General features: G+C 70.7%; 23 protein-coding genes. 9 read left to right on the top strand and 14 right to left on the bottom strand.

The window, feature by feature from the left end; genetic code table 11:
* Positions 1-305 precede the first annotated feature (305 nt).
* The 6 genes from ACIBK6_RS34035 to ACIBK6_RS34010 all read left to right on the top strand — a co-directional run bounded on the left by ACIBK6_RS34035 (position 306) and on the right by ACIBK6_RS34010 (position 6,711).
* Positions 306-1,451 carry a substrate-binding domain-containing protein gene (locus ACIBK6_RS34035; RefSeq protein WP_399055920.1) on the top strand — a complete coding sequence of 382 codons (1,146 nt, stop codon included), beginning with the start codon at positions 306-308 and terminating at the stop codon, positions 1,449-1,451.
* Between the two features lie 167 nt (positions 1,452-1,618).
* Positions 1,619-2,947 (top strand): ABC transporter substrate-binding protein, encoded by a 1,329-nt coding sequence (locus ACIBK6_RS34030; RefSeq protein ID WP_399055918.1) that lies wholly within the window; start codon positions 1,619-1,621, stop codon positions 2,945-2,947.
* Between the two features lie 5 nt (positions 2,948-2,952).
* A complete protein-coding gene (locus tag ACIBK6_RS34025; protein ID WP_399055916.1) occupies positions 2,953-3,876 on the top strand; it encodes a carbohydrate ABC transporter permease in 924 nt (307 codons plus the stop codon).
* Entirely contained in the window at positions 3,873-4,796 is a 924-nt protein-coding gene (locus ACIBK6_RS34020; protein ID WP_399055914.1) for a carbohydrate ABC transporter permease, read from the top strand. Before ACIBK6_RS34025 ends, ACIBK6_RS34020 begins: the two co-directional genes overlap by 4 nt.
* Before the next feature lie 59 nt (positions 4,797-4,855).
* The gene (locus tag ACIBK6_RS34015) at positions 4,856-5,896 is read left to right on the top strand and encodes a hydroxyacid dehydrogenase (protein WP_399055911.1); all 1,041 of its coding nucleotides are present in this window, start codon (positions 4,856-4,858) and stop codon (positions 5,894-5,896) included.
* 119 nt (positions 5,897-6,015) lie between these two features.
* Positions 6,016-6,711 (top strand): ester cyclase, encoded by a 696-nt coding sequence (locus ACIBK6_RS34010; protein ID WP_399055909.1) that lies wholly within the window; start codon positions 6,016-6,018, stop codon positions 6,709-6,711.
* Between the two features lie 110 nt (positions 6,712-6,821).
* Here the strand turns inward: ACIBK6_RS34010 and groL are convergent, their stop codons facing one another.
* The 3 genes from groL to ACIBK6_RS33995 form a co-directional block, all read right to left on the bottom strand.
* Positions 6,822-8,450 (bottom strand): chaperonin GroEL, encoded by a 1,629-nt coding sequence (gene groL, locus ACIBK6_RS34005; protein WP_399055907.1) that lies wholly within the window; start codon positions 8,448-8,450, stop codon positions 6,822-6,824.
* Between the two features lie 115 nt (positions 8,451-8,565).
* A complete protein-coding gene (gene groES / locus ACIBK6_RS34000) occupies positions 8,566-8,874 on the bottom strand; it encodes a co-chaperone GroES (protein ID WP_004955293.1) in 309 nt (102 codons plus the stop codon).
* Between the two features lie 315 nt (positions 8,875-9,189).
* A complete protein-coding gene (locus tag ACIBK6_RS33995; RefSeq protein ID WP_399055905.1) occupies positions 9,190-10,098 on the bottom strand; it encodes a polysaccharide deacetylase family protein in 909 nt (302 codons plus the stop codon).
* Between ACIBK6_RS33995 and ACIBK6_RS33990 the strand changes: the two genes are divergently transcribed.
* The gene (locus tag ACIBK6_RS33990) at positions 10,097-11,398 is read left to right on the top strand and encodes a methyltransferase domain-containing protein (protein WP_399055903.1); all 1,302 of its coding nucleotides are present in this window, start codon (positions 10,097-10,099) and stop codon (positions 11,396-11,398) included. The genes ACIBK6_RS33995 and ACIBK6_RS33990 overlap by 2 nt on opposite strands.
* Before the next feature lie 39 nt (positions 11,399-11,437).
* Here the strand turns inward: ACIBK6_RS33990 and ACIBK6_RS33985 are convergent, their stop codons facing one another.
* The 3 genes from ACIBK6_RS33985 to ACIBK6_RS33975 all read right to left on the bottom strand — a co-directional run bounded on the left by ACIBK6_RS33985 (position 11,438) and on the right by ACIBK6_RS33975 (position 13,146).
* A complete protein-coding gene (locus tag ACIBK6_RS33985; RefSeq protein WP_399055901.1) occupies positions 11,438-11,803 on the bottom strand; it encodes a hypothetical protein in 366 nt (121 codons plus the stop codon).
* A gap of 66 nt (positions 11,804-11,869) precedes the next feature.
* Complete coding sequence (locus ACIBK6_RS33980; RefSeq protein WP_399055899.1) at positions 11,870-12,490, bottom strand: hypothetical protein; 621 nt, start codon at positions 12,488-12,490, stop codon at positions 11,870-11,872.
* 179 nt (positions 12,491-12,669) lie between these two features.
* Positions 12,670-13,146, bottom strand: a complete 477-nt coding sequence (locus ACIBK6_RS33975) for a VOC family protein (RefSeq protein WP_399055897.1) — start codon at positions 13,144-13,146, stop codon at positions 12,670-12,672.
* 414 nt (positions 13,147-13,560) lie between these two features.
* Here ACIBK6_RS33975 and ACIBK6_RS33970 point away from each other — a divergent pair, with 414 nt between their 5' ends.
* Positions 13,561-13,986, top strand: a complete 426-nt coding sequence (locus tag ACIBK6_RS33970; protein WP_399055895.1) for a peptidoglycan-binding protein — start codon at positions 13,561-13,563, stop codon at positions 13,984-13,986.
* A gap of 50 nt (positions 13,987-14,036) precedes the next feature.
* On the opposite strand, the gene ACIBK6_RS33965 is transcribed toward ACIBK6_RS33970, so the two are convergent.
* The 5 genes from ACIBK6_RS33965 to tsaB form a co-directional block, all read right to left on the bottom strand.
* Entirely contained in the window at positions 14,037-14,876 is an 840-nt protein-coding gene (locus ACIBK6_RS33965) for a polysaccharide deacetylase family protein (RefSeq protein ID WP_399055893.1), read from the bottom strand.
* Positions 14,877-14,991: 115 nt separating this feature from the next.
* On the bottom strand, positions 14,992-15,297 hold the full coding sequence (locus tag ACIBK6_RS33960; protein WP_399055891.1) for a hypothetical protein: 306 nt from the start codon (positions 15,295-15,297) through the stop codon (positions 14,992-14,994).
* Positions 15,294-16,421 carry a tRNA (adenosine(37)-N6)-threonylcarbamoyltransferase complex transferase subunit TsaD gene (tsaD, locus tag ACIBK6_RS33955; protein ID WP_399055889.1) on the bottom strand — a complete coding sequence of 376 codons (1,128 nt, stop codon included), beginning with the start codon at positions 16,419-16,421 and terminating at the stop codon, positions 15,294-15,296. Before tsaD ends, ACIBK6_RS33960 begins: the two co-directional genes overlap by 4 nt.
* Positions 16,421-16,891, bottom strand: coding sequence for a ribosomal protein S18-alanine N-acetyltransferase (gene rimI / locus ACIBK6_RS33950; protein ID WP_399056035.1), 471 nt, complete (start codon positions 16,889-16,891; stop codon positions 16,421-16,423). Before rimI ends, tsaD begins: the two co-directional genes overlap by 1 nt.
* Positions 16,892-16,911: 20 nt before the next feature.
* A complete protein-coding gene (gene tsaB, locus ACIBK6_RS33945; RefSeq protein ID WP_399055887.1) occupies positions 16,912-17,565 on the bottom strand; it encodes a tRNA (adenosine(37)-N6)-threonylcarbamoyltransferase complex dimerization subunit type 1 TsaB in 654 nt (217 codons plus the stop codon).
* 145 nt (positions 17,566-17,710) lie between these two features.
* Here tsaB and ACIBK6_RS33940 point away from each other — a divergent pair, with 145 nt between their 5' ends.
* Positions 17,711-18,256 (top strand): hypothetical protein, encoded by a 546-nt coding sequence (locus ACIBK6_RS33940; protein ID WP_399055885.1) that lies wholly within the window; start codon positions 17,711-17,713, stop codon positions 18,254-18,256.
* Positions 18,257-18,296: 40 nt separating this feature from the next.
* Here ACIBK6_RS33940 and ACIBK6_RS33935 read toward each other — a convergent pair whose 3' ends face one another.
* From ACIBK6_RS33935 to ACIBK6_RS33925, 3 genes are all read right to left on the bottom strand, one after another.
* Positions 18,297-18,473, bottom strand: a complete 177-nt coding sequence (locus ACIBK6_RS33935) for a hypothetical protein (RefSeq protein WP_399055883.1) — start codon at positions 18,471-18,473, stop codon at positions 18,297-18,299.
* 153 nt (positions 18,474-18,626) lie between these two features.
* Positions 18,627-19,136 carry a tRNA (adenosine(37)-N6)-threonylcarbamoyltransferase complex ATPase subunit type 1 TsaE gene (gene tsaE, locus ACIBK6_RS33930; RefSeq protein WP_399055881.1) on the bottom strand — a complete coding sequence of 170 codons (510 nt, stop codon included), beginning with the start codon at positions 19,134-19,136 and terminating at the stop codon, positions 18,627-18,629.
* A complete protein-coding gene (locus ACIBK6_RS33925; RefSeq protein WP_399055879.1) occupies positions 19,105-20,340 on the bottom strand; it encodes an alpha/beta fold hydrolase in 1,236 nt (411 codons plus the stop codon). Before ACIBK6_RS33925 ends, tsaE begins: the two co-directional genes overlap by 32 nt.
* Positions 20,341-20,348 lie beyond the last annotated feature (8 nt).

The following is a 20,348-nucleotide window of genomic DNA, read 5'->3' as shown; positions in this document are numbered from 1 at the left end:
ACGGCGGCGTCGGCACGGGCGGGACCCGCGGGGCTCGGGTCCTGGGCAGTCCCGAGCCCCGGACGGGGCCTGTTTACCGGGCCCAGCCGGCCGGATCCGGGTCCTGTCCCGGCCTCGGGCCCAGCCGAGTCCCGTCCCGGGCCCGGCCCAGCCGGGTCCTGGTCCCGCGAAATCTCTGGGAACTTAGAACTCTGTTTGATCGAACGTCAATGGACAGGACCGAATGATCGAAACTCTCGTCATTCGATCACGGTGCAATAGGGTCATGGCCCGCTGGGCCACCACACCGCGAAGGGGCTGCCGCCGTGCGTGAAAGTGCTGCTGAACGTCATGACCGACTGCTGGAGCTGGTGCGCGGGCGCGGTTCGGCCCGGGTCTCCGAGCTCGCCGCCCAGCTGGGGGTCTCGCCCGTGACCGTGCGGCGGGACGTGGAACTCCTGGCCAACGAGGGGCGCCTCGACCGGGTGCACGGCTCGGTCTCCTGGCCGGGCGCCGCGGACACTCCCCCGCAGAGCGGGCCGGGCGCCGACCCCCGCGAGCTGGTCATCGGCATGCTCGCGCCCAACGCCACGTACTACTTCGCCGAGGTCATCAGGGGTGCGCACGAGGCGGCGGCGGCCGCCGGGGCGCGGCTGATCCTGCGGATCTCGGACTACCGGCCGCAGGAGGACGCGGGCCGGGCGGCCGGGCTGCTGGCGGCCGGGGCCGAGGGCCTGCTCATCGCGCCGGGCTGGAAGGAGCCGGACGACCCGGTCGAGCACGGCGCCTGGATCGCCGGCCTCCCGGTGCCCACGGTGCTGCTCGAACGGCGCGGGGTGCCCGGCCGGGAGCTGGACGACCTGGACCGGGTCTGCTCCGACCACAGCCACGGCGTGCTCATCGCGGTGCGCCATCTGCTCGGCCTCGGACACCCGACGCCCCTGCTCGTGGCGCGGGCGGACAGTCCCACCGCGATCGCGGTGCGCGCCGGATACCGGTACGCGCTCGACGCGCTCGGCCTCAAGTCGCCGCTCCCGCCGATCGGTTCGGTGTCGGCCGAGGCGGACCCGGCCGGGTTCGAGCGGGCCGTGCAGGCGCTGCGCACCGCGGTCCTGGCCGGGCAGGCCACGGCGGCGCTCGTGCACAACGACGTGGACGCCATCCGGATCGTGCAGCGGCTGGCCGAACTGGGCATGCGGGTGCCGGACGACCTGGCGGTGGTGGCGTACGACGACGAGGTGGCGGCGCTCGCGGACATCCCGCTGACGGCCGTCGCCCCGCCCAAGCACGAGGTCGGGCGGTACGCCGCCGAGCTGCTGATCGAGCGGCTGCGCGGGGGGCCCGCGGGCGGCCCGGGCAGGGGCGAGGAGGGACCGCGGCGCCATGTCGACCTGCTGCCGAGGCTGCGCGTGCGGTCCTCCTGCGGGGCGCCCTCCGAGCCCGTACCGAGGGCGGTGACCGCTCAGCCCTGACCTGAGACCGTTCGGTATTGATCTAAGACCGTCCAGCCGTGACCTACGACCGTTCAGTCTTGATCTGATCTTTTTTCGATCAATCGAACTTTCGCTCTTGACTTCGGTCAGAACTGGGCCAAGGATCGCGGCCATCGCCTCGTCCCCTCACGTTCAGGAGCCGTGCCGTGAGCCGCAGTTGGACCAGATCGAACTCCGCCCTCGTCGGTGCCGCCGTCGCGCTCGCCGTGCTCACGGCCTGCGGTGGCGGGGACACCAAGTCGAGCGACGCGGGCAAGGGCACCGCCGACCAGCCCGTCACCATCACGTTCTGGGCCTGGCAGAAGGGCACCAAGGACGTGGTGGACGCCTTCAACGCCACCCACAAGAACATCCGGGTGAAGTTCGAGGAGATCCCCTCCGGCAACGCCGGCGGCTACGCCAAGATCTCCAACGCGGTGAAGGCCGGCAACGCGCCGGACCTCGTCACCGTCGAGTACCCGATGCTCCCGGAGTTCGTCAGCCAGGGCTCGTTCCAGGACATCAGCAAGTACGTCACCGACGACGTGAAGAAGCAGTTCCTGCCGCAGTCGGTCCAGCAGACCACGCTCGGCGGCAAGAACTGGGCGATCCCCTTCGACGCCGCGCCCCAGGCGTACTTCTACCGCAAGGACTTCTTCGAGAAGAACAAGATCGAAGTCCCCAAGACCTGGGCCGAGTTCAAGTCGGCCGCGCAGAAGGCCGAGGCAGCCGACCCGAAGGCGCGCATCGGCACCTTCTTCCCGGACGACCCGACCACCTTCGAGGCGATGGTCTGGCAGGCCGGCGCCCAGTGGTTCAAGGCCGACGGCGACACCTGGAAGCTCAACACCACCGACGCCGCCACCACCAAGGTCGCCGACTACTGGCAGGGCCTGATCGACGACAAGCTCGTACAGACCGCGGTCTCCTTCAGTCCCGAGTGGACGGCCTCCCTCAAGGACGGCTCCACCGTCGGCTACCTCGGCGCCTCCTGGGGCGCCGGCGTCCTCAAGGGCACCCTGCCCGACCAGAGCGGCAAGTGGGCCGTCGCCCCCGTGCCGACCTGGGACGGCAAGCCGGCCAGCGGCATGCTCGGCGGCTCCACCTGGGCCGTGACCAAGGGCAGCAACAAGACCGAAGCGTCCCTTGAGTTCGCGAAGTGGATGTCGACCACGCAGGAGGGCGTCCGGGCCCGCATCAAGTCCGGTACGTCGAGCGCCTTCCCGGCCGACATCGCGCTGCGCCCAGCCGCCAAGCAGGCCTTCGACGCGAACTTCTACACCGGCGAGGACATCTACCAACTCTTCGACGCCGCGGGCACCTCGATCAACGCCAACTGGGGCTGGGGCCCGAGCATGGGCACCACCAACACCACGCTCAAGGACCAGCTCGGCAAGGTCTCCGGCGGCTCGGTGAAGATCACGGACGCCATCAGGGCCGCCCACGACGCCACCGTGACCGAGCTGAAGAAGCGCGGACTGAAGGTCGAGGGCTGACCGCGATGAGGCCGAAGGGCCCCCGGGCGCCCCTCGGGGCCCGAAGCCGCACCGGCACCGCCGCGGGCGTGCTGCTGACCCCCTTCTTCGTCCTGTTCACCGCGGTGACGGTGGTGCCGATCGGTTACGCGGTCTGGCTGAGCCTGTTCACCGAGAAGCAGTCGGGGCTGGGCTTCGGCGGCGCCGAGTCCGTCTTCAGCGGGCTCGACAACTACACGGCTGCGCTGGGCGACCGGGCCTTTCGCGAGGGCTTCTGGGTGCTCGCCGGCTACTGCGTCGTCTACATCCCGCTGATGATCGGCGGCGCCCTCGCGCTCGCCCTGCTGCTCGACTCCACGCTGGCCCGCGCCCGCCGCTTCTTCCAGCTGGCGCTGTTCCTGCCGCACGCCGTGCCCGGCATCATCGCCGCGCTGATCTGGGTGTACCTCTACACCCCCGGACTCAGCCCCGTCGTGCGGGCCCTGGACTCCGGCGGCATCGGCTTCAGCTTCTTCTCCTCCAGCGGCACGCTCCCCTCCGTCGTCAACATCGCGCTGTGGGAATGGCTCGGCTACAACATGGTCATCTTCTACGCGGCGCTCCAGGCCATCGACCGCTCCGTCCTGGAGGCGGCCACCGTCGACGGCGCGGGCGAGTGGCGCACCGCGTTCGGCATCAAACTCCCCCTGATCCGCGCCTCGTTGGTGATGGTCTCGCTGTTCACCGTCATCGGCTCGCTCCAGCTCTTCACCGAGCCGCTGATCCTCAACCAGGGCGGCAGCGCCACGGTCACCACCACCTGGACGCCCAACATGTACGCGTACACCGCCGCGTTCAACCGCAACGACTACGGCCTCGCCGCCGCCTCGGCCGTGCTCCTCGCGCTCACCGCGGCGCTGCTCTCCTTCGTCGTCACCCGCCTCACCAACCGGAAGGGCGCCAGGGCATGACCTCCCCGACCATGGCCGGGCCGGACACCGCGGCGCGTGCCGGGCCCGGTACCCCGTCGCGTACCGGCACGGCCCACAGGGCGCCCAGCCGCTGGCTGTCGAGGACCGCGGTCAACGGCGCGCTGCTGCTCTCCGTCCTCTACACGCTCTTCCCCCTGGTATGGCTGGTCACGGCCGCCACCAAGGACACCGGCGGGCTGCTGTCCGGCGAGGCCTTCTCCTTCAAGGGCTTCGACCTCGGCCACAACCTGTCCCAGCTCGCCGCGTACAACGACGGCGTCTACTTCCGCTGGTACCTCAACTCCCTTCTCTACGCGGGCGGTGGCGCCGCCGTCTGCGCGCTGGTCAGCGTCGCCGCCGGGTACGCCTTCGACAAGTACGCCTTCCGGGGCAAGGAGAAGCTGTTCGGCGTGGTGCTGCTCGGCGTGCTGGTGCCCACCACGGCGCTCGCGCTGCCCATGTATCTGCTCGCCAGCAAGGTCGGCCTGGTCAATACGTACTGGTCGGTGCTGATCCCCGTACTGGTCAACCCGTTCGGGGTCTATCTGTCCCGGGTGTTCAGCGCGAGCTACATCCCCGACGAGGCCCTGGAGGCCGCCCGTATCGACGGGGCGAGCGAGCTGCGCACCTTCTGGTCGATCGGTCTGCGCATGGTCATGCCGGGGTTCGTGACCGTCTTCCTCTTCCAGTTCACCGCGATCTGGAACAACTTCTTCCTCCCCCTGGTCATGCTGAGCGACCAGAAGCTCTTCCCGCTGAGCCTCGGTCTGTACGCGTGGAACAGCAACACCCACGCCGAGCCCGGCTACTACCCGCTCGTCGTCACCGGCTCCCTCCTCGCCGTCATCCCCCTGATCGTCGCCTTCGTCTCCCTCCAGCGGCACTGGAAGGCCGGACTCGCCGCGGGCAGCCTCAAATGACCGGCCCGGACACCCCGTTACCCTTGCGCCAGCGCCTCGTGAGGAGCCCGAGTCCCACCATGCACCACACCACTGACAATGCCGTCGCGCGGCGTCCCGCCCTGCTGCTCGCGATGGGCCCCGGCATCGCGGACCGGGTCCTCGCCGACCGGCACCGCACCCGGCTCGCCGCCCTCACCCGTACCGACCCGTACCTGGTGGCCCACGACCTGGCCGCGCCGACCCCGCCGGTCGCCGCCGCCCTCGCCGGGGCCGAGGTGCTGCTCACCTGCTGGGGCGCTCCCCCGCTCACCGCCGAGGTTCTCGACGCGGCCCCCAAGCTGCGCGCGGTGGTCCACGCGGCGGGTTCGGTCAAGCACCACATCACGGACGCCTGCTGGGAGCGGGGCATCGCGGTGACCTCCGCGGCGGCGGCGAACGCTCGGCCGGTCGCCGAGTACACGCTGGCCGCGATCCTCTTCGCCGGCAAGCGTGTGCTGCGCTCCGCCCAGCGCTACGCCGAGCTGCGCACCGCCCCCGAATGGCTGAGCGAGGGCGAGGACACCGGCAACTACCGCCGCACCGTCGGCCTGGTCGGCGCCTCCCGCATCGGCCGCCGGGTCATCGAGCTGCTGCGGCCCTTCGATGTCGAAGTCCTCCTGTACGACCCGTACGTGAGCGGAACCGATGCGGCCGCACTGGGCGTTGAACGGGTGACCCTGGACGCGCTGTGCGCCCGCAGCGACGTCGTCTCCGTCCACGCGCCCCAACTCCCCGAAACCCACCGCATGATCGGCGCGCGCCAGCTGTCCCTCATGCCGACGGGTGCCACGCTGATCAACACCGCCCGCGGCTCCCTGGTGGACGAGCCCGCCCTGCTCGGCGAACTCCTCTCGGGCCGCCTGCACGCGGTCCTGGACGTGACAGAGCCCGAACTCCCGCCCCGCGAATCCCCGTTGTACGACCTCCCCAACGTCCTGCTGACCCCGCACATCGCGGGCTCGCTCGGCAACGAGCTGCACCGGATGGCGGATCAGGCCCTTGACGAGGTGGAGCGGTTCGCGGCGGGGCTGCCGTTCGCGGACCCGATGCTTCCGGAAGCCCTGGACCACTCCGCGTAGGGCCGCAGGATCGGAGGCCGCAGGATCGCCGACCGTAGCCCGTTGATCACCCCGCCCTCTGGGACATACAGCCCTAAACTGGACGTATTCCCACCTGGACCACCACACCGGGAGGCGCCGTGAAATTCGCACAGATAATCGACTTCAAGACCGAGCGGTTCGACGACATGGACCGGCTCATGGACCAGTGGGTCGAGCAGACCAAGGGCAAGCGGACCGCCACGCGCGAACTCATCGGCAAGGACCGAGCCGACGGGGCCCACTTCGTCGAGATCGTCGAATTTCCCTCGTACGACGAGGCCATGGCGAACTCCAAGCTCCCGGAGACCGAGCGCATCTTCCAGGAGATGGTGGCGCTCTGCGACGGCATGCCCACTTTCACGGACCTCGATGTCGTGCGCGACGAGGGGTTCAACGCCGCAACGTCCCGGCGGTTCTTCCACGAGATCGCGGTCGGCGGCAACCTCGACGCGATCGAGGAGGTGTTCGCGGCCGACTACGCCGACCACGACATCGGCAAGGAGCAGGAGACCGTCGTCGGGTCCGACGGCATCCGCAACGACGTCAGCGGCTGGCGGGACGGTTTCGACTTCATCTTCGAGCTCGACCGGCAGATCTGCGAGGGCGACGACGTGGTGACGCTGTGGACCTGGACCGGCACCCACACGGGCGACTTCATGGGCGTCGCGCCCACCGGCCAGCAGGTCTCCATGACTGGCACCACGATCTTCCGGTTCAAGAACGGCAAGATCCAGGAGGGCTGGTGGCACTACGACGTCATCGGCCTGATGAAGCAGCTCGGCGTCATGGGCTGACCCGCTCCGCCGCCCGGCACAACGGAAGGCCCCCGCTCCCGCCAGTGGCGGAAACGGGGGCCTTCACACGTCGTACGACGTCACGCTCTCAGGACGTCATGACGCTCGGGTCAGTGGCTGTGGCCGTGACCGTGGCCGTGGCCCGCGTCGGCCTCTTCCTCGGCCGGCTTCTCGACGACCAGGGTCTCGGTCGTCAGGAGCAGCGAGGCGATGGAGGCGGCGTTCTCCAGGGCGGAGCGGGTGACCTTGACCGGGTCGATGACGCCGGCCTTGACCAGGTCGCCGTACTCGCCGGTCGCGGCGTTGAAGCCGAAGCCCTGGTCCAGCTCGCTCACCTTGGAGGTGATGACGTAGCCCTCAAGGCCCGCGTTCTCGGCGATCCAGCGCAGCGGCTCGACGACGGCGCGGCGCACGACCGCGACACCGGTGGCCTCGTCGCCGGTCTTGTCGAGGTTGCCCTCAAGGACCTTGGCGGCGTGCACCAGGGCGGAGCCACCACCGGAGACGATGCCCTCCTCGACCGCGGCGCGGGTCGCGGAGATGGCGTCCTCCAGACGGTGCTTGCGCTCCTTGAGCTCGACCTCGGTGGCGGCGCCGACCTTGATCACGCACACGCCGCCGGCCAGCTTCGCGAGGCGCTCCTGGAGCTTCTCGCGGTCCCAGTCGGAGTCCGTGGACTCGATCTCGGCCTTGATCTGGGCGATGCGGCCCTCGACGTCACCGGAGTTGCCGCCACCGTCGACGATGGTGGTGTCGTCCTTGGTGATGGTGACGCGGCGGGCGCTGCCGAGCACCTCAAGACCGGCCTGGTCCAGCTTGAGGCCGACCTCTTCGGCGATGACGGTGGCACCGGTGAGGGTGGCCATGTCCTGGAGCATCGCCTTGCGGCGGTCGCCGAAGCCGGGGGCCTTGACGGCCACGGCGTTGAACGTGCCGCGGATCTTGTTGACGACCAGGGTGGAGAGCGCCTCGCCCTCGACGTCCTCGGCGATGATCAGGAGCGGCTTGGAGGAGCCGGCCTGGATGACCTTCTCCAGGAGCGGCAGCAGGTCCTGGATCGAGGAGATCTTGCCCTGGTTGATCAGGATGTACGGGTCGTCGAGGACGGCCTCCATGCGCTCCTGGTCGGTGACCATGTAGTGCGACAGGTAGCCCTTGTCGAAGGCCATGCCCTCGGTGAACTCAAGCTCGACACCGAAGGTGTTGGACTCCTCGACGGTGATGACACCGTCCTTGCCGACCTTGTCCATGGCCTCGGCGATGAGCTCGCCGATCTGCTTGTCCTGGGCGGACAGCGCGGCGACGGCGGCGATGTCGGTCTTGTCCTCGATCGGACGGGCGGTCGCGAGGAGCTCCTCGGACACGGCCTTGACCGCGGCGTCGATGCCCTTCTTCAGGGCGGCCGGGGAGGCGCCGGCGGCGACGTTGCGCAGGCCCTCGCGGACCAGCGCCTGGGCCAGGACGGTCGCGGTGGTGGTGCCGTCACCCGCGATGTCGTTGGTCTTGGTCGCCACCTCCTTGACGAGCTGGGCGCCCAGGTTCTCGTACGGGTCGTCGAGCTCGACCTCGCGCGCGATGGTGACACCGTCGTTGGTGATGGTGGGAGCGCCGAACTTCTTGTCGATGACGACGTTGCGGCCCTTGGGGCCGATCGTCACCTTCACCGTGTCGGCAAGCTTGTTGACGCCGCGCTCAAGGGCGCGACGGGCGTCCTCGTCGAACTTCAGGATCTTCGCCATGGGAGCGGTTCAGCCCTCTCGGAAAACTCGGGTTAACGAAACTGCGCCCCTCGCCGCCCGGCAATCAGCGGGGTGACCAGGGGCGCAGCACTCAAAGCATTCGCTTCGAGGTGAATTACTTCTCGATGATCGCGAGCACGTCGCGAGCCGAGAGGACGAGGTACTCGTCGCCGTTGTACTTCACCTCGGTGCCGCCGTACTTGCTGTACAGCACGACGTCGCCGACCTTGACGTCGAGCGGCAGGCGCTCGCCGTTCTCGAAGCGGCCCGGGCCCACGGCGAGGACAGCACCCTCCTGGGGCTTCTCCTTCGCGGTGTCCGGAATGACCAGGCCGGAGGCCGTGGTCTGCTCGGCGTCGAGCGGCTGGACCACAATGCGGTCCTCGAGCGGCTTGATGGCAACCTTGGAGCTGGCGGTCGTCACGATCCGGTCTCCCCCTTCGGAGATCTCACGGGGTTAACTGTTTGGGGTGGCGACCAGGTGGATCCGTCGTCGCGGGTGCCGGACCTGCCCGTCGCTGTGTTGGCACTCTCCGGTGGGGAGTGCCAGAAGCGAGACTAGGACGGTGATTAGCACTCGGTCAAGCGGAGTGCCAATCTCCCACCGACGCGGCGCACCCTCGCGGGGCTCCCGACCCCGCCCCGCCGGGCACCCCGCGACGGCGCACCGGCCGCGAGCGGCCCGTCGGGAGCGGCCCGCGACCGGTGCCCGCGGTTCATCCCGGCTCCCCGGACCCGGTCATACGTAGTCCTCCAGCCTGGCCACCGCGTACCCCTTGTCGGTGATCACCTTCATCACCTGCCGGACCATGTCGGCCATCGTGCCGTTCCAGTCCTGGCGCCCCCGGAAGTGGCTGAGGATGATGTCGCCGGGGTGCAGATCGCGGTCCCACTCGCGCCATTCCATGTGATCGGTGAAGGCCTCCTCCGCCCACAGCGGCGCGGCCTGGATCCCGCAGGACTGGGCGGCTTTCAGGGTGTCCTCGTTGTAGTTGCCGTACGGCGGCCGGAACAGCCTGGGCCGCTGGCCCGCCCACTGGCCGATCTTGTCCTGCTGGTCGCAGATCTCGTGCCGCTGCTCGTCGTAGGAGAGCGCGGGCATGTAGCGGTGGTTGATGGTGTGGTTGTTGAGCGTGACCCCGAGGCTCTGCATCTTCCGGAAGTACGTGTGGTCGTCCTTGACGAGGTAGTCGCTCAGGAACGCGCTGTAGGGGATGCGGAGTTCCTGCATCATCTTCAGGAACTGGGGGTCCTTCTCCGCGCCGTCGTCGATCGTCAGGAAGACGATCCTGTCCTTGGTCGGCACGGTGGTGAAGACGGGTGGCAGCGAGTCGCCCCCGTCCGTCTCGAACCCCTTCCGGTTGGTGATCCTCGGCTTGACGGCGGGCGGAGCGGGCGCGAGCAGGGGCGGCTTGTCGAGCCCCCACTTCCTGACCGCCGCGAGCCGGGCGGCCTCGGCCTGCTTGAGCTGCTCGGAGTAGCCGGTGAGCGCGCCGGCGGGGCCTTTGGCGCCCTGGGGGCCGGGCCGTCCGGTCCCGCCGTCGTCGGCGGAGCATCCGGCGGCGAGCAGGGCGGCGGCGAGAACCGCGGCGGAGGCGGCCGCGGTGCGGGATCTGCGGGATTTACCCTTTTGTCCGACTAGCTGCATGGCGCCGCATCCTGTCAGGACCGGGCCCCGCAAGCCGTACGACACCGCCACCGCGGGCGCACCGTCGCCCACCTGGCCCACACCGGCGCGGCGGCTGGACGACAATGGCGGGGTGAACGACCTCGACACCTTCTCCCTCCTGCTGACCGGCGAGGGCCGCGCCCTGCTCGCATCACTGCGGGAGTACGACCCGTCCCAGGAGCTGGCGGTCGCCACCCGGCTGCGCCGCGAGCACGACGCGGGGCTGGTGTCGGCGGCGCTCGGGCAGGCGCGGCTGCGCCAGCGGGCGGTGGCGAAGTTCGGCGCGGTGGACGCGCACCGGATGTTCTTCACGCCGAACGGCGTCGAGCAGTCGACCCGCGCCTCGGTCGCCGCCCACCGCGCGGAGGTCTTCGCCTCGCGCGGCGTGCGCGGCGTCGCGGACCTGTGCTGCGGCATCGGCGGCGACGCGCTGGCCCTTGCCCGGGCCGGGATCCGTGTCCTCGCAGTCGACCACGACCCGCTGACGGCGGCCGTCGCCCGCGCGAACGCGGCGGCGCTGGGCCTCGGCGACCTGATCGAGGTGCGCTGCGCGGATGTCACCGACATCGATACGGCTCCGTACGACGCGGTGTTCGTGGACCCGGCCAGGCGCGGCGGTCGAGGCCGTGTCTTCGACCCCGAGGCGTACTCGCCGCCCCTGTCGTGGGCCGTCTCGGCAGCCCTCAAGGCGCCGTTCGCCGCGCTGAAGATCGCCCCCGGCATCCCGCACGAGGCGATCCCGCCGCAGGCCGAGGCGGAGTGGATCTCGGACGGGGGCGATGTGAAGGAAGCGGTGCTGTGGTTTGGCACCGGCGTGAGTCCGGGCGCGTTCCGCGCCACCCTGCTGCCCTCGGCCGCCGTCCTGTCGGCGCCCGCCCCGCTCCCCGCCCCGCCGGTGGGCCCGGTCGGCCGCTATCTGTACGAGCCGGACGGCGCCGTCATCCGCGCGCACCTGGTCGCCGAGATCGTGGAGCGGTGCGGTGGGCGGCTGATCGACGAGACGATCGCGTACGTGACGAGCGATGAGCCGTACGCGTCCCCGTACACCTCGGCGTACGAGATCACCGATCAACTCCCGTTCAACATGAAGAAGTTGAAGGCGCTGCTGCGGGAGCGCGAGGTGGGCGTCCTGACGGTGAAGAAGCGCGGCTCGGCCGTGGAGCCGGAGGAGGTGCGCCGCAAGGTGAAACCCCAGGGCCCGAACGCGGCCACGGTCTTCCTGACCCGGGTGGCGGGGGCCCCGACCATGCTGATCGGCCGCCCCGTGGCCCGGAAGTAGTTGCCGATCGGGCACCCCGCACCCCGGGACTGGTTGCGCCTAGCCGAGGTCGGTCAGCTCGTCCGCGTACACCTGGGAGAGCGGCTGGGGGCCCACGTACTGCTGGCAGTTGCACTGGGCCGATTCGAAGCGCAGCGGCTTCTTGTTCTCGTCCCAGGCGACCGGGACCTCGACCCGCTCGTGGCACCTGCCCTGCTTGTCGTGCTTGGCGAGGTGATGGGTGCAGCCGCAGACCGGCTCCGGCGGCTTGTGCGCGGCCTCCACGGCGAGCCGCTCCTGCTTGGCCGCCTCAAGGCGTTCCATCTTCCGCTCGTGCCGGGTGCGCAGCGCGGTGCGGGCGTTGTCGATCGCCCAGCCGAAGCCGCCCATCCAGAAAACGATCAGGAACCACCAGTACCAGGCCATGTGGGCCGCCCTTCCCCCGGTTGCGCCGGCGCCTGTCCGCGTCGGCACCCCCAGGATAGGCCGGGTTCAGCGGGGTGCGCCGCCGGTCAGCGAGCGCAGTACCCAGCGCCGGTGCGCGGCGGCCTTCACGACGCCGATCAGGCCGGTGAGCCAGCAGATGAGGCCGAGGCCCATGCCGTAGACGACGAGGGCGTACGTGTCGTGGGCGGGGTCGGCGGTCGCGGGCAGCACCAGGCAGACGGCGAGGCCGACCGCGCACAGCGCCGCCGACGGCAGCATCCAGGCCAGGTTCAGGCCGGGCCTGCGCAGGTTGCGGTCGAGCACCGGGTCGCGGTCCAACTCGCCCCACTGGCGCAGGAGTTGATGGATCCGGTGGTCCTTGCGCAGCCCGAACCCGACGGCCAGGCCGGTGGGGATCATCACGCCGAGTCCGAGCAGCAGGAACACCCCGCCGACGATCGCGGTGAGGAGGTCGGTGAGGGAGGTGAGCGCGGTGCCGACCAGCGACCAGCCGAGCGTGAAGAGCGCCGCCCACAACCAGAGCAGCCCCAGCCGCCCTGCCCCCAAGTACCCCTTGACCAGGGCGTCCAGGACCTGCGCCCGGTCGGCGAGCAGCGCGTTGCGGTCGCGCCAGGCGCGTATCTCGACCGGGGGCGGGGGCGGCGGAAGCGGCGAACGGGACGACATGCGGCAGAGATTAGCGGGGGCGGAACGGGGCCCGCCGCCCAGCCTCGGTCAGGCTCCGACCAGTTGGCCGGGATCGGCCCTTCGGGGACGCCAAAGGGCCCGGTCCGACCGTGCCGCGCACCCGCACGAGACCCCGGGTGCCGCGGAACTCGGCCGAACCGGGCCGGCCGCGCGCGGCGTCAGGCGTCCCGCAGTGCCTGGAGGTCCAGCTTCTTCATTCCCATGATGGCCGCGGCGACCCGCTCGGACTTCTCCGCGCCCTGGCCGAGCAGTTGGGGCAGTTCGTCGGGGACGATCTGCCAGGACAGGCCGTACTTGTCCTTCAGCCAGCCGCAGGGCCCCTCTTCGCCGCCCTCGGAGAGCCGCGCCCAGAACCGGTCGATCTCCGCCTGGCCGTCGCAGGCCACCGCGAACGAGACCGCCTCGGTGAACTTGAACTGCGGGCCGCCGTTGAGGGCGACGAACTGCTGCCCCGCGAGCTGGAACTCGACGGTCATGACGGAGCCGGTCTCGCCGGGGGTCGACTCGGTGTAGTGGGTGATCCCCCCGATGCGCGAGTCGCCGCCGAAGATGGCGACGTAGTGCTGGGCGGCCTCCTCGGCCTGGGTGTCGAACCAGAGGAAGGGGGTGATCTTCTGGGTGATCTTCGCGGACATCGTCGGCCTCCTTGCCGTCGCCGGACCGGTGCGCCCGGCATCGACAGGTAGACCGGCCCCGCCCGCGAAACTCATCGCGGTACGGCCCCCGAAGAAGCGCCGCCTCCTCGCCGCGGCCCGGCCGTTCCAGCAGATCACCGCGGACACCGGCCAGCAACATTTCTCATCGGTCGCCCATCAGGGACGTCGGCATCTTCGCAGGTCAAGGCGGTGGGACGTCCCCGGGCGTCCCCTCGCGTCCCTGGGATGCCGTCATCTGTTGCCTCTGGTGCGCCGCCTGCCCGAAGGTGATCAAGGTCTGGGAGGGGCCCGGGCAATGAGCACCCGGCCCGGTACCGGCACACACATCTATGGCTGACGTGGTCGCAGGGGCGACCGCCCGAAGCCGCTGTCTTTTACGTTGAGGGGTAACGAGTGATCAAGAAGAGTCTGGCCAGGATCGGTGCGCTGGGCGCGGCCGCCGCTCTGGCCGCCATCGCCACGACCGGTACCGCCCAGGCCTCCACCGGCGCCTCGTACGTCGGCTACGGGTACACCGAGTCCGGCGCGGGAGTGTGGTGTGTTCAGCACCTGCTCAACGACGTGGCGCGCGAGAACGGGGGCCCGACGGTCTCCGAGGACAGCTACTGGGGGCAGGCGACGTACAACCAGGTTCGTTGGTTCCAGCAGCTGGTGCACAACGTGGACTCCTCGGTTGGGGTTGACGGCGTCGTCGGGCGCCAGACCGGGGAGCAGATCCTTGAGTGGGGGGACCAGTACTACGGGGGCAACGGGTACTGCATGAGCTACGTCCCGAGCCAGACGGACAAAATCGTCTACCCGCCGACCCATCTCGACTGAGCCCGCACGCACCCGCTGGGCCCGTCCCGAACCGGGCCCAGCTGGCGTGTCTAGACGTAGTCCTCCAGGCGGGCCACCGTGAAGCCCTGCTCCTGGATGTGGCGGAGCATGTTCGCCGTCATCTCCGTCATCGAGGCGCCCTTGAGCTCACTGGGGCCGCGGAAGTGCGCCAGGATGATGTCGCCGGGGTGCAGCTTCTTGTCGCCGCGCTGGTACTGCATGTTGGTGATCTGCATCGACTCGCGCCACAGCACGATCGCCTGGAGGTCGCAGGCCTTGGCGGCCGCCCGCGTGTTCTCGTTCCAGTTGCCGTACGGCGGCCGGAAGAGCCGGGGCGCCTTGCCGTACTCCTTCTCCAGCTTCTTCTCCTGGGTGCAGATCTCGTTCTTCTGCGCGGCCTCGCCGAGGGTGCGCAGGTTCGGGTGCGAGAGCGTGTGGTTCTCGATGGAGTTGCCGAGCTCCTGCAGTGGCTTGAAGTAGCCGTAGTCGCCGCGGATGATGTCGTCGGTCAGGAACATCGTGAAGGGGACCTTCAGGTCCTTCATCATCTCGACGAACTTGGGGTCCTTCTCGGCCCCGTCGTCGAACGTCACGAAGACGATCTTGTCCTGGGTGGGGATGTCGCTCACCACCGGCACCTCGCCCGGCTTCGGCTTCACCGGCTTCTCGGCCGGCGGCGCGGGCGGTGCGGCGAACGGCTTGAGCCCCCACTTGCGGTACGCGGCCTCGGCGCCGGCCGGGTCGGCGCCCGGGGATGCCGTCGACGCGGCACCGCTGCCCTGGGCGGACGGGGCGGACGCGGACGGCGTGCTGCCCGATCCACCGCCGGACGAGCAGCCCGCGACCATCAGCAGACCGAAGAGCGCCGCACCGACTGCCTTGTTGCGCACGAGCCAACCCCATGTCCGTTTCCGTCATCACTTCCAGACAGCTTGATGCCAGAAACGGTCATAGGGTTGCTTTGAATGATCAGCAGGAGGCCATCCGACGGTCGCCGGTGGTCAGTCAGCGATCGGCTTGCCCGCCGATCGAGGCGTCGGCCGAGCCGCCGCCCGAGCCCTCGGTCACCGACTCGAAGCGCCAGCGGTGTACCGCCCTCGCCACCAACTCCCCCTCGGGATCCGGCAGTTCGGGCAGCTCCGCGTCGTAGGGCGCGTCCCACCAGGTGATGACGAGGACCCGGTCGCCGGGCGCGCGCAGGATCTCGCGGCGCAGCGGCGAACCGGCGGCGGGCCGCGCCCGCACCCAGGCGAGCAGCTCGGCGCCGCGCCCCTCGGCGGCCCGGGCCTCCCACATCAGCGCGACGGTCATGAGTACAGGTTCTTCTTGCTGACCTCGTGCACATGGTCGTGATCGTGGGCGTGCGCGTGCGCCTCACCCGACGCGTGTGCCTCGCCCGGCACGTGCGGCTCGGTCACCGGCAGCGAGGAGTCCGCCGACAGCTCCCAGTCCGACGCGGGCCGGTTCCTGGCCACCATCTCGGCGCCCAGCGCCGCGACCATCGCGCCGTTGTCCGTGCACAGACCGGGGCGCGGCACCCGCAGCCGGATCCCGGCCCGCTCGCAGCGCTCCTGGGCGAGCGCCCGCAGCCGGGAGTTGGCGGCGACCCCGCCGCCGATCATGAGGTGGTCGACGCCCTCGTCCTTGCAGGCCCGTACGGCCTTGCGGGTCAGCACGTCCACCACGGCCTCCTGGAAGGACGCGGCGACATCGCGCACCGGCACCTCCTCGCCCGCGTTCCGCTTGGCCTCGATCCAGCGGGCCACGGAGGTCTTCAGACCGGAGAAGGAGAAGTCGTACGCCGGGTCGCGCGAGCCGGTCAGGCCGCGCGGGAACGCGATCGCCGTCGGGTCGCCCTCCTTCGCGAGCCGGTCGATGACCGGGCCGCCGGGGAAGCCGAGGTTCAGGACGCGGGCGATCTTGTCGAAGGCCTCGCCCGCCGCGTCGTCGATGGTGGCGCCCATCGGGCGGACGTCGGCGGTGATGTCGGGGGCGAGCAGCAGCGAGGAGTGGCCGCCGGAGACGAGCAGCGCCATCGTCGGCTCGGGCAGCGGCCCGTGCTCCAGCTGGTCGACGCAGATGTGCGAGGCGAGGTGGTTGACGCCGTACAGCGGCTTGTTCAGGGCGTACGCGTACGCCTTGGCGGCCGAGACGCCGACGAGCAGCGCGCCCGCCAGTCCGGGCCCCGCGGTGACCGCGATGCCGTCGAGGTCCTTCGCAGAGATCCCGGCGGTCTTCAGGGCGCGCTCGATGGTCGGCACCATCGCTTCGAGGTGGGCCCGCGAGGCGATCTCGGGGACCACGCCGCCGAACCGGGCGTGCGTGTCCACGCTGGAGGCCACGGCGTCGGCGAGCAGCGTCGTACCGCGCACGATGCCGACGCCGGTCTCGTCGCAGGAGGTCTCGATACCGAGTACGAGCGGTTCGTCAGCCATCAGTCAGTCTCTTCTGTTCCTTGGGCATGTTCCTGGACGGTCAGTCGCATCACGAGCGCGTCGACGTTGCCCGGCTGGTAGTAGCCGCGCCGGAAGCCGATGGGCTCGAAGCCGAAGCGCTCGTAGAGCTTCTGGGCCCGGGTGTTGTCCACGCGCACTTCGAGGAGGACCTCGTCGCACTCGAAGGCGGTGGCGTGCTTGAGCAGGTCGGTCAGGAGGCGGGCGCCGAGCCCGGTGCCCCACTGGTCGCGGGCGGCGGCGATGGTCTGGACGTCGCCGAGCCCGCCGGCCGCGGCGAGCCCGGCGTAGCCGACGAGGACGCCGTCCTGTTCGGCCACCACGTAGCGGCGGGTGGCGCCGGGCCCGCGCGCGTGGGCGAGCTCGGACCAGAACATCCCCGCGGACCAGGCGTCCTCGGGGAAGAGGTCGTGTTCGAGGTCGAGCACGGGCGCGATGTCCCACCAGCGCATCTCGCGCAGTACGGCTGAGGTCACTTGGGGGTGACCACCTTGTAGTTCTTGGGCACCTGCGCGTCCGGGCGGCGCAGGTAGAGGGGGGTGGGCGGCAGGAACGCCGATCCCTCGGCCAGCTTGTGGGCCGCGAGCGCGGCGAGCGCCGCCGCCGACTGGTGCTCGGGGCCGCGCGCGTCGGGGAACGCCTCCGGGTAGAGCACGGCGCCCGCGCCGACGACGGGCAGGCCGCTCAGCTCGGCCGCGATGTCGGCGGGCCGGTCGACCCCGGGCTCGCCCGCGCGCGTACGGAAGTCGTCGTATCTCGCCCAGTAGACCTCCTTGCGGCGCGCGTCCGTCGCGACCGCGAAGGGCTCCTCGATGCCGGAGGCGTAGGCGAGTCCGTCCAGGGTGCACAGGCCGTGGACGGGGACGCCAAGCACGGAGGCGAAGGTCGCGGCGGTGACCAGACCGACCCGCAGCCCGGTGTACGGGCCGGGGCCGACCCCGACGACCAGGTCCGTCACGGCGTCGAGTTTCAGCCCGGCCTCGGTGAGAACCCGCTCGACGGCGGGCAGCAGGAGCTCCCCGTGCCGGCGGGCGTCGACCTGACTGGACTCGGCGACGACGGCGGTGCCGTCGTGCAGGGCGACGGTGACGGCGGGGGTGGCGGTATCAACGGCGAGCAAGAGCACGCGAACAGCCTACGACCAAGGCGCCGGGGGCACGGCGTCCCGCCCGAGCCGTCACCTGCTGCTACCGTCAGCCGCAGGTATGACCGTAGACATGCACGTACGTACGAAAGGGGAAGCCCAGGTGGCAAGGAGCAGCTCGGGATTCGTGGCCGCGATCACCGTGGCCGCTCTCGCGGTGGTCGGCTTCCTCGCCTTCCAGGCCTCGGCGAGCGCGCCCCCGGCCGCCGATCTGGCGGCCCCCGGCACCAGTGCGTCCCCCTCCGTGAAGCCGTCGAACGCGCCGCCCGCCGGCTCGCCCGCCAACCGGGAGGACCTCACGGTGCCGGCCGACTCGGGCACCGGCGTACGTGTCGTGTACGCGCTCGGCGCGAAGCGGGTGTGGCTGGTGGGCGTGACGAAGACGCCGAAGACGTTCGCGGTCATGCCGTCCGCGATCAGCCCGAAGCCGGGCACCTACATCGTGACCTCGCGCTCGGGCAACGTCACGGGCTCGGACGGGGTGGCGGTCGAGCACGTGGTGCGGTTCGCGAGCAACGAGAACGTGGCGATCGGCTTCAGCGCGGCGGTCGACGGCTCCATGGCGAGCCCCAAGGCGGGCAAGAAGACCGGCGGGATCCGGATGAGGCGGGCGGACGGCAACGCGATGTGGACGTTCGCGACCGTCAACTCGAAGGTCGTCGTCGTCCCGTAACCGCAAGCGCCGCGGCCGCGGCGGCGTACGCCCGATCGGGCTACGCGGCGTCCTTGCGGGCGTCGTCCTCGGCGGCGGGCGGGGGGCTTTCGCGCGGCGGGGTCGACACCGCGCTGGCAGCGGCGCACGAGGCGAGCAGATCGTGCACCGACACCTTGGGCGGCACCGGTACGCCGCGCGGGGCCTGCGGCTTCGCTTCGCGTTCCGGCACGGTCATGGCGGCCTCCTGGGGCTGCGGAAGAAGGCGCGGTTAGGTAGACCTAACCAGGTCTCTGCCTCCATGTGACCACGCCTGGTACGACCCGCGCAACATTTTACCGACGTCTTGTCGGAACGCACGGCTCCCGCCGGCCGCACCCGAGGCGCGTCGTCAGAGGCTCTCGACTCCGGCGCCCGTCCAGCGGGTTCCGATCCCGGTGACCGTGACGATCCTGCGGTCGTCGTCGGTCTCGCCCACCACGCGGTCGATCAGCACCTGGAGCCGGTCCTCGGAGAGCTCCTCGACCTTGCCCTCGCCCCACTCCACCACCACCACGGACTCGGGCAGTGACACGTCGAGGTCGAGGTCCTCCATCTCGTCCAGCCCGCCGCCGAGCCGGTACGCGTCCACGTGCACCAGCGCGGGCCCGCCCACCAGCGAGGGGTGGACGCGGGCGATGACGAAGGTGGGCGACGTCACGGCGCCCCGCACCCCGAGGCCCTCGCCGAGGCCCCGGGTGAGGGTCGTCTTGCCCGCGCCGAGCTCGCCGGTGAGCATCACGAGATCGCCCGGGCGGAGCAGTTTGGCGATGCGGTGGCCCAACTCCTGCATTTCGGAAGGGGAGTTGAGGGTCAGGCGGGTGCCGGCGTCAGCCGCCGGGCTGCTGTGCGGTGCTTCCATACGTCCCAACGTTAGCGGCCTGCGGGACCGCGCCGACCCGGGCCAGGAGGTCCGCGAGGCGGTCGGTGACCGTCTCGGGGTGCTCCAGCATCACCAGGTGCCCGCCGTCCGGCACGATGACCAGCTCCGCGTCGGGCAGCAGATCGGCGATGGCCTCGCTGTGCGAGCTGGGCGTGACCAGATCGCGGTCGCCCGCCAGGACCAGGACCGGAACCTCCGCGAAGACCGCGAGGGCCGCGGCCTTGTCGTGCTCGGCGAAAGCCGGGTAGAACTCCGCGACGACATCGATCGGGGTGCTCTCGATCATCCGCTCGGCGAACCGGGCGACCGCCGGGTCGACGTCCTTCGAGGAGAACGAGTAGCGCTTGATCATGCCCGCGAACAGGTCGGCCGTCGCCCGCCGCCCCCGCTCCACCAGCTCGGCCTGCGAGCCCAGCGCCTTGAGCACCCCCGGCAGCACCCGGCGCACGGCGTTGACCCCGGCCACCGGAAGGCCGTAGTTCACCTCGCCCAGCTTGCCCGCCGACGTACCGACGAAGGCGACGCCGGCCACCCGCTCCCGGATCAGTTCGGGGTACTGGCCGGCCAGGGCCATGATCGTCATGCCCCCCATGGAGTGGCCGACCAGGACCAGCGGGCCGTCCGGTGCGGCCGCGTCGATGACGGCCTTCAGGTCGCGGCCGAGCTGGTCGATGTCGACCGGCACGCCGTCGCGCTGGGCCTTGCCGCGGTCGGAGCGGCCGTGGCTGCGCTGGTCCCAGTGCACCGTGCGGACCACTCCGCGCAGCGCCGCCCGCTGGAAGTGCCAGGAGTCCTGGCTCAGGCAGTAGCCGTGCGAGAACACCACGGTGACCGGGGCCGGGGGCTTGCGCCCGAAGAGCCTGCGCTTGCGCGAGCCGTTGGACCCCGCCGCCGGCTCCACCTCGTCGGTCTCGTAATACAGGACGGTGCCGTCGTCGGCGACCGCCTTGCCCGGCGTGCCCCGCAGCGCCCCGTAGGGCCCGGCCGCGTCGAGCGCCAGGCGCGCCTTCTGCCGCATCCCGCGCCCGACGGTGAGCCGCTCTATGGCGACCCCCGCCGCCGCGCCCGCCGCGACCACGCCTATCGCGGCACCCGCGATCCCCGCCAGGCGCCAGTTGCCCAGCGCCGACTGGGCATCCTGGACCGCGGATGCGACGGCGTCCCCCGTGCTGGTCTCGCTCACCGTGCCGC

Source organism: Streptomyces sp. NPDC050485, assembly GCF_044458185.1.
GTDB lineage: Bacteria > Actinomycetota > Actinomycetes > Streptomycetales > Streptomycetaceae > Streptomyces.
The sequence above is the reverse complement of the archived record's forward strand: the minus strand, read 5'-3'. Positions and strand labels throughout refer to the sequence as shown.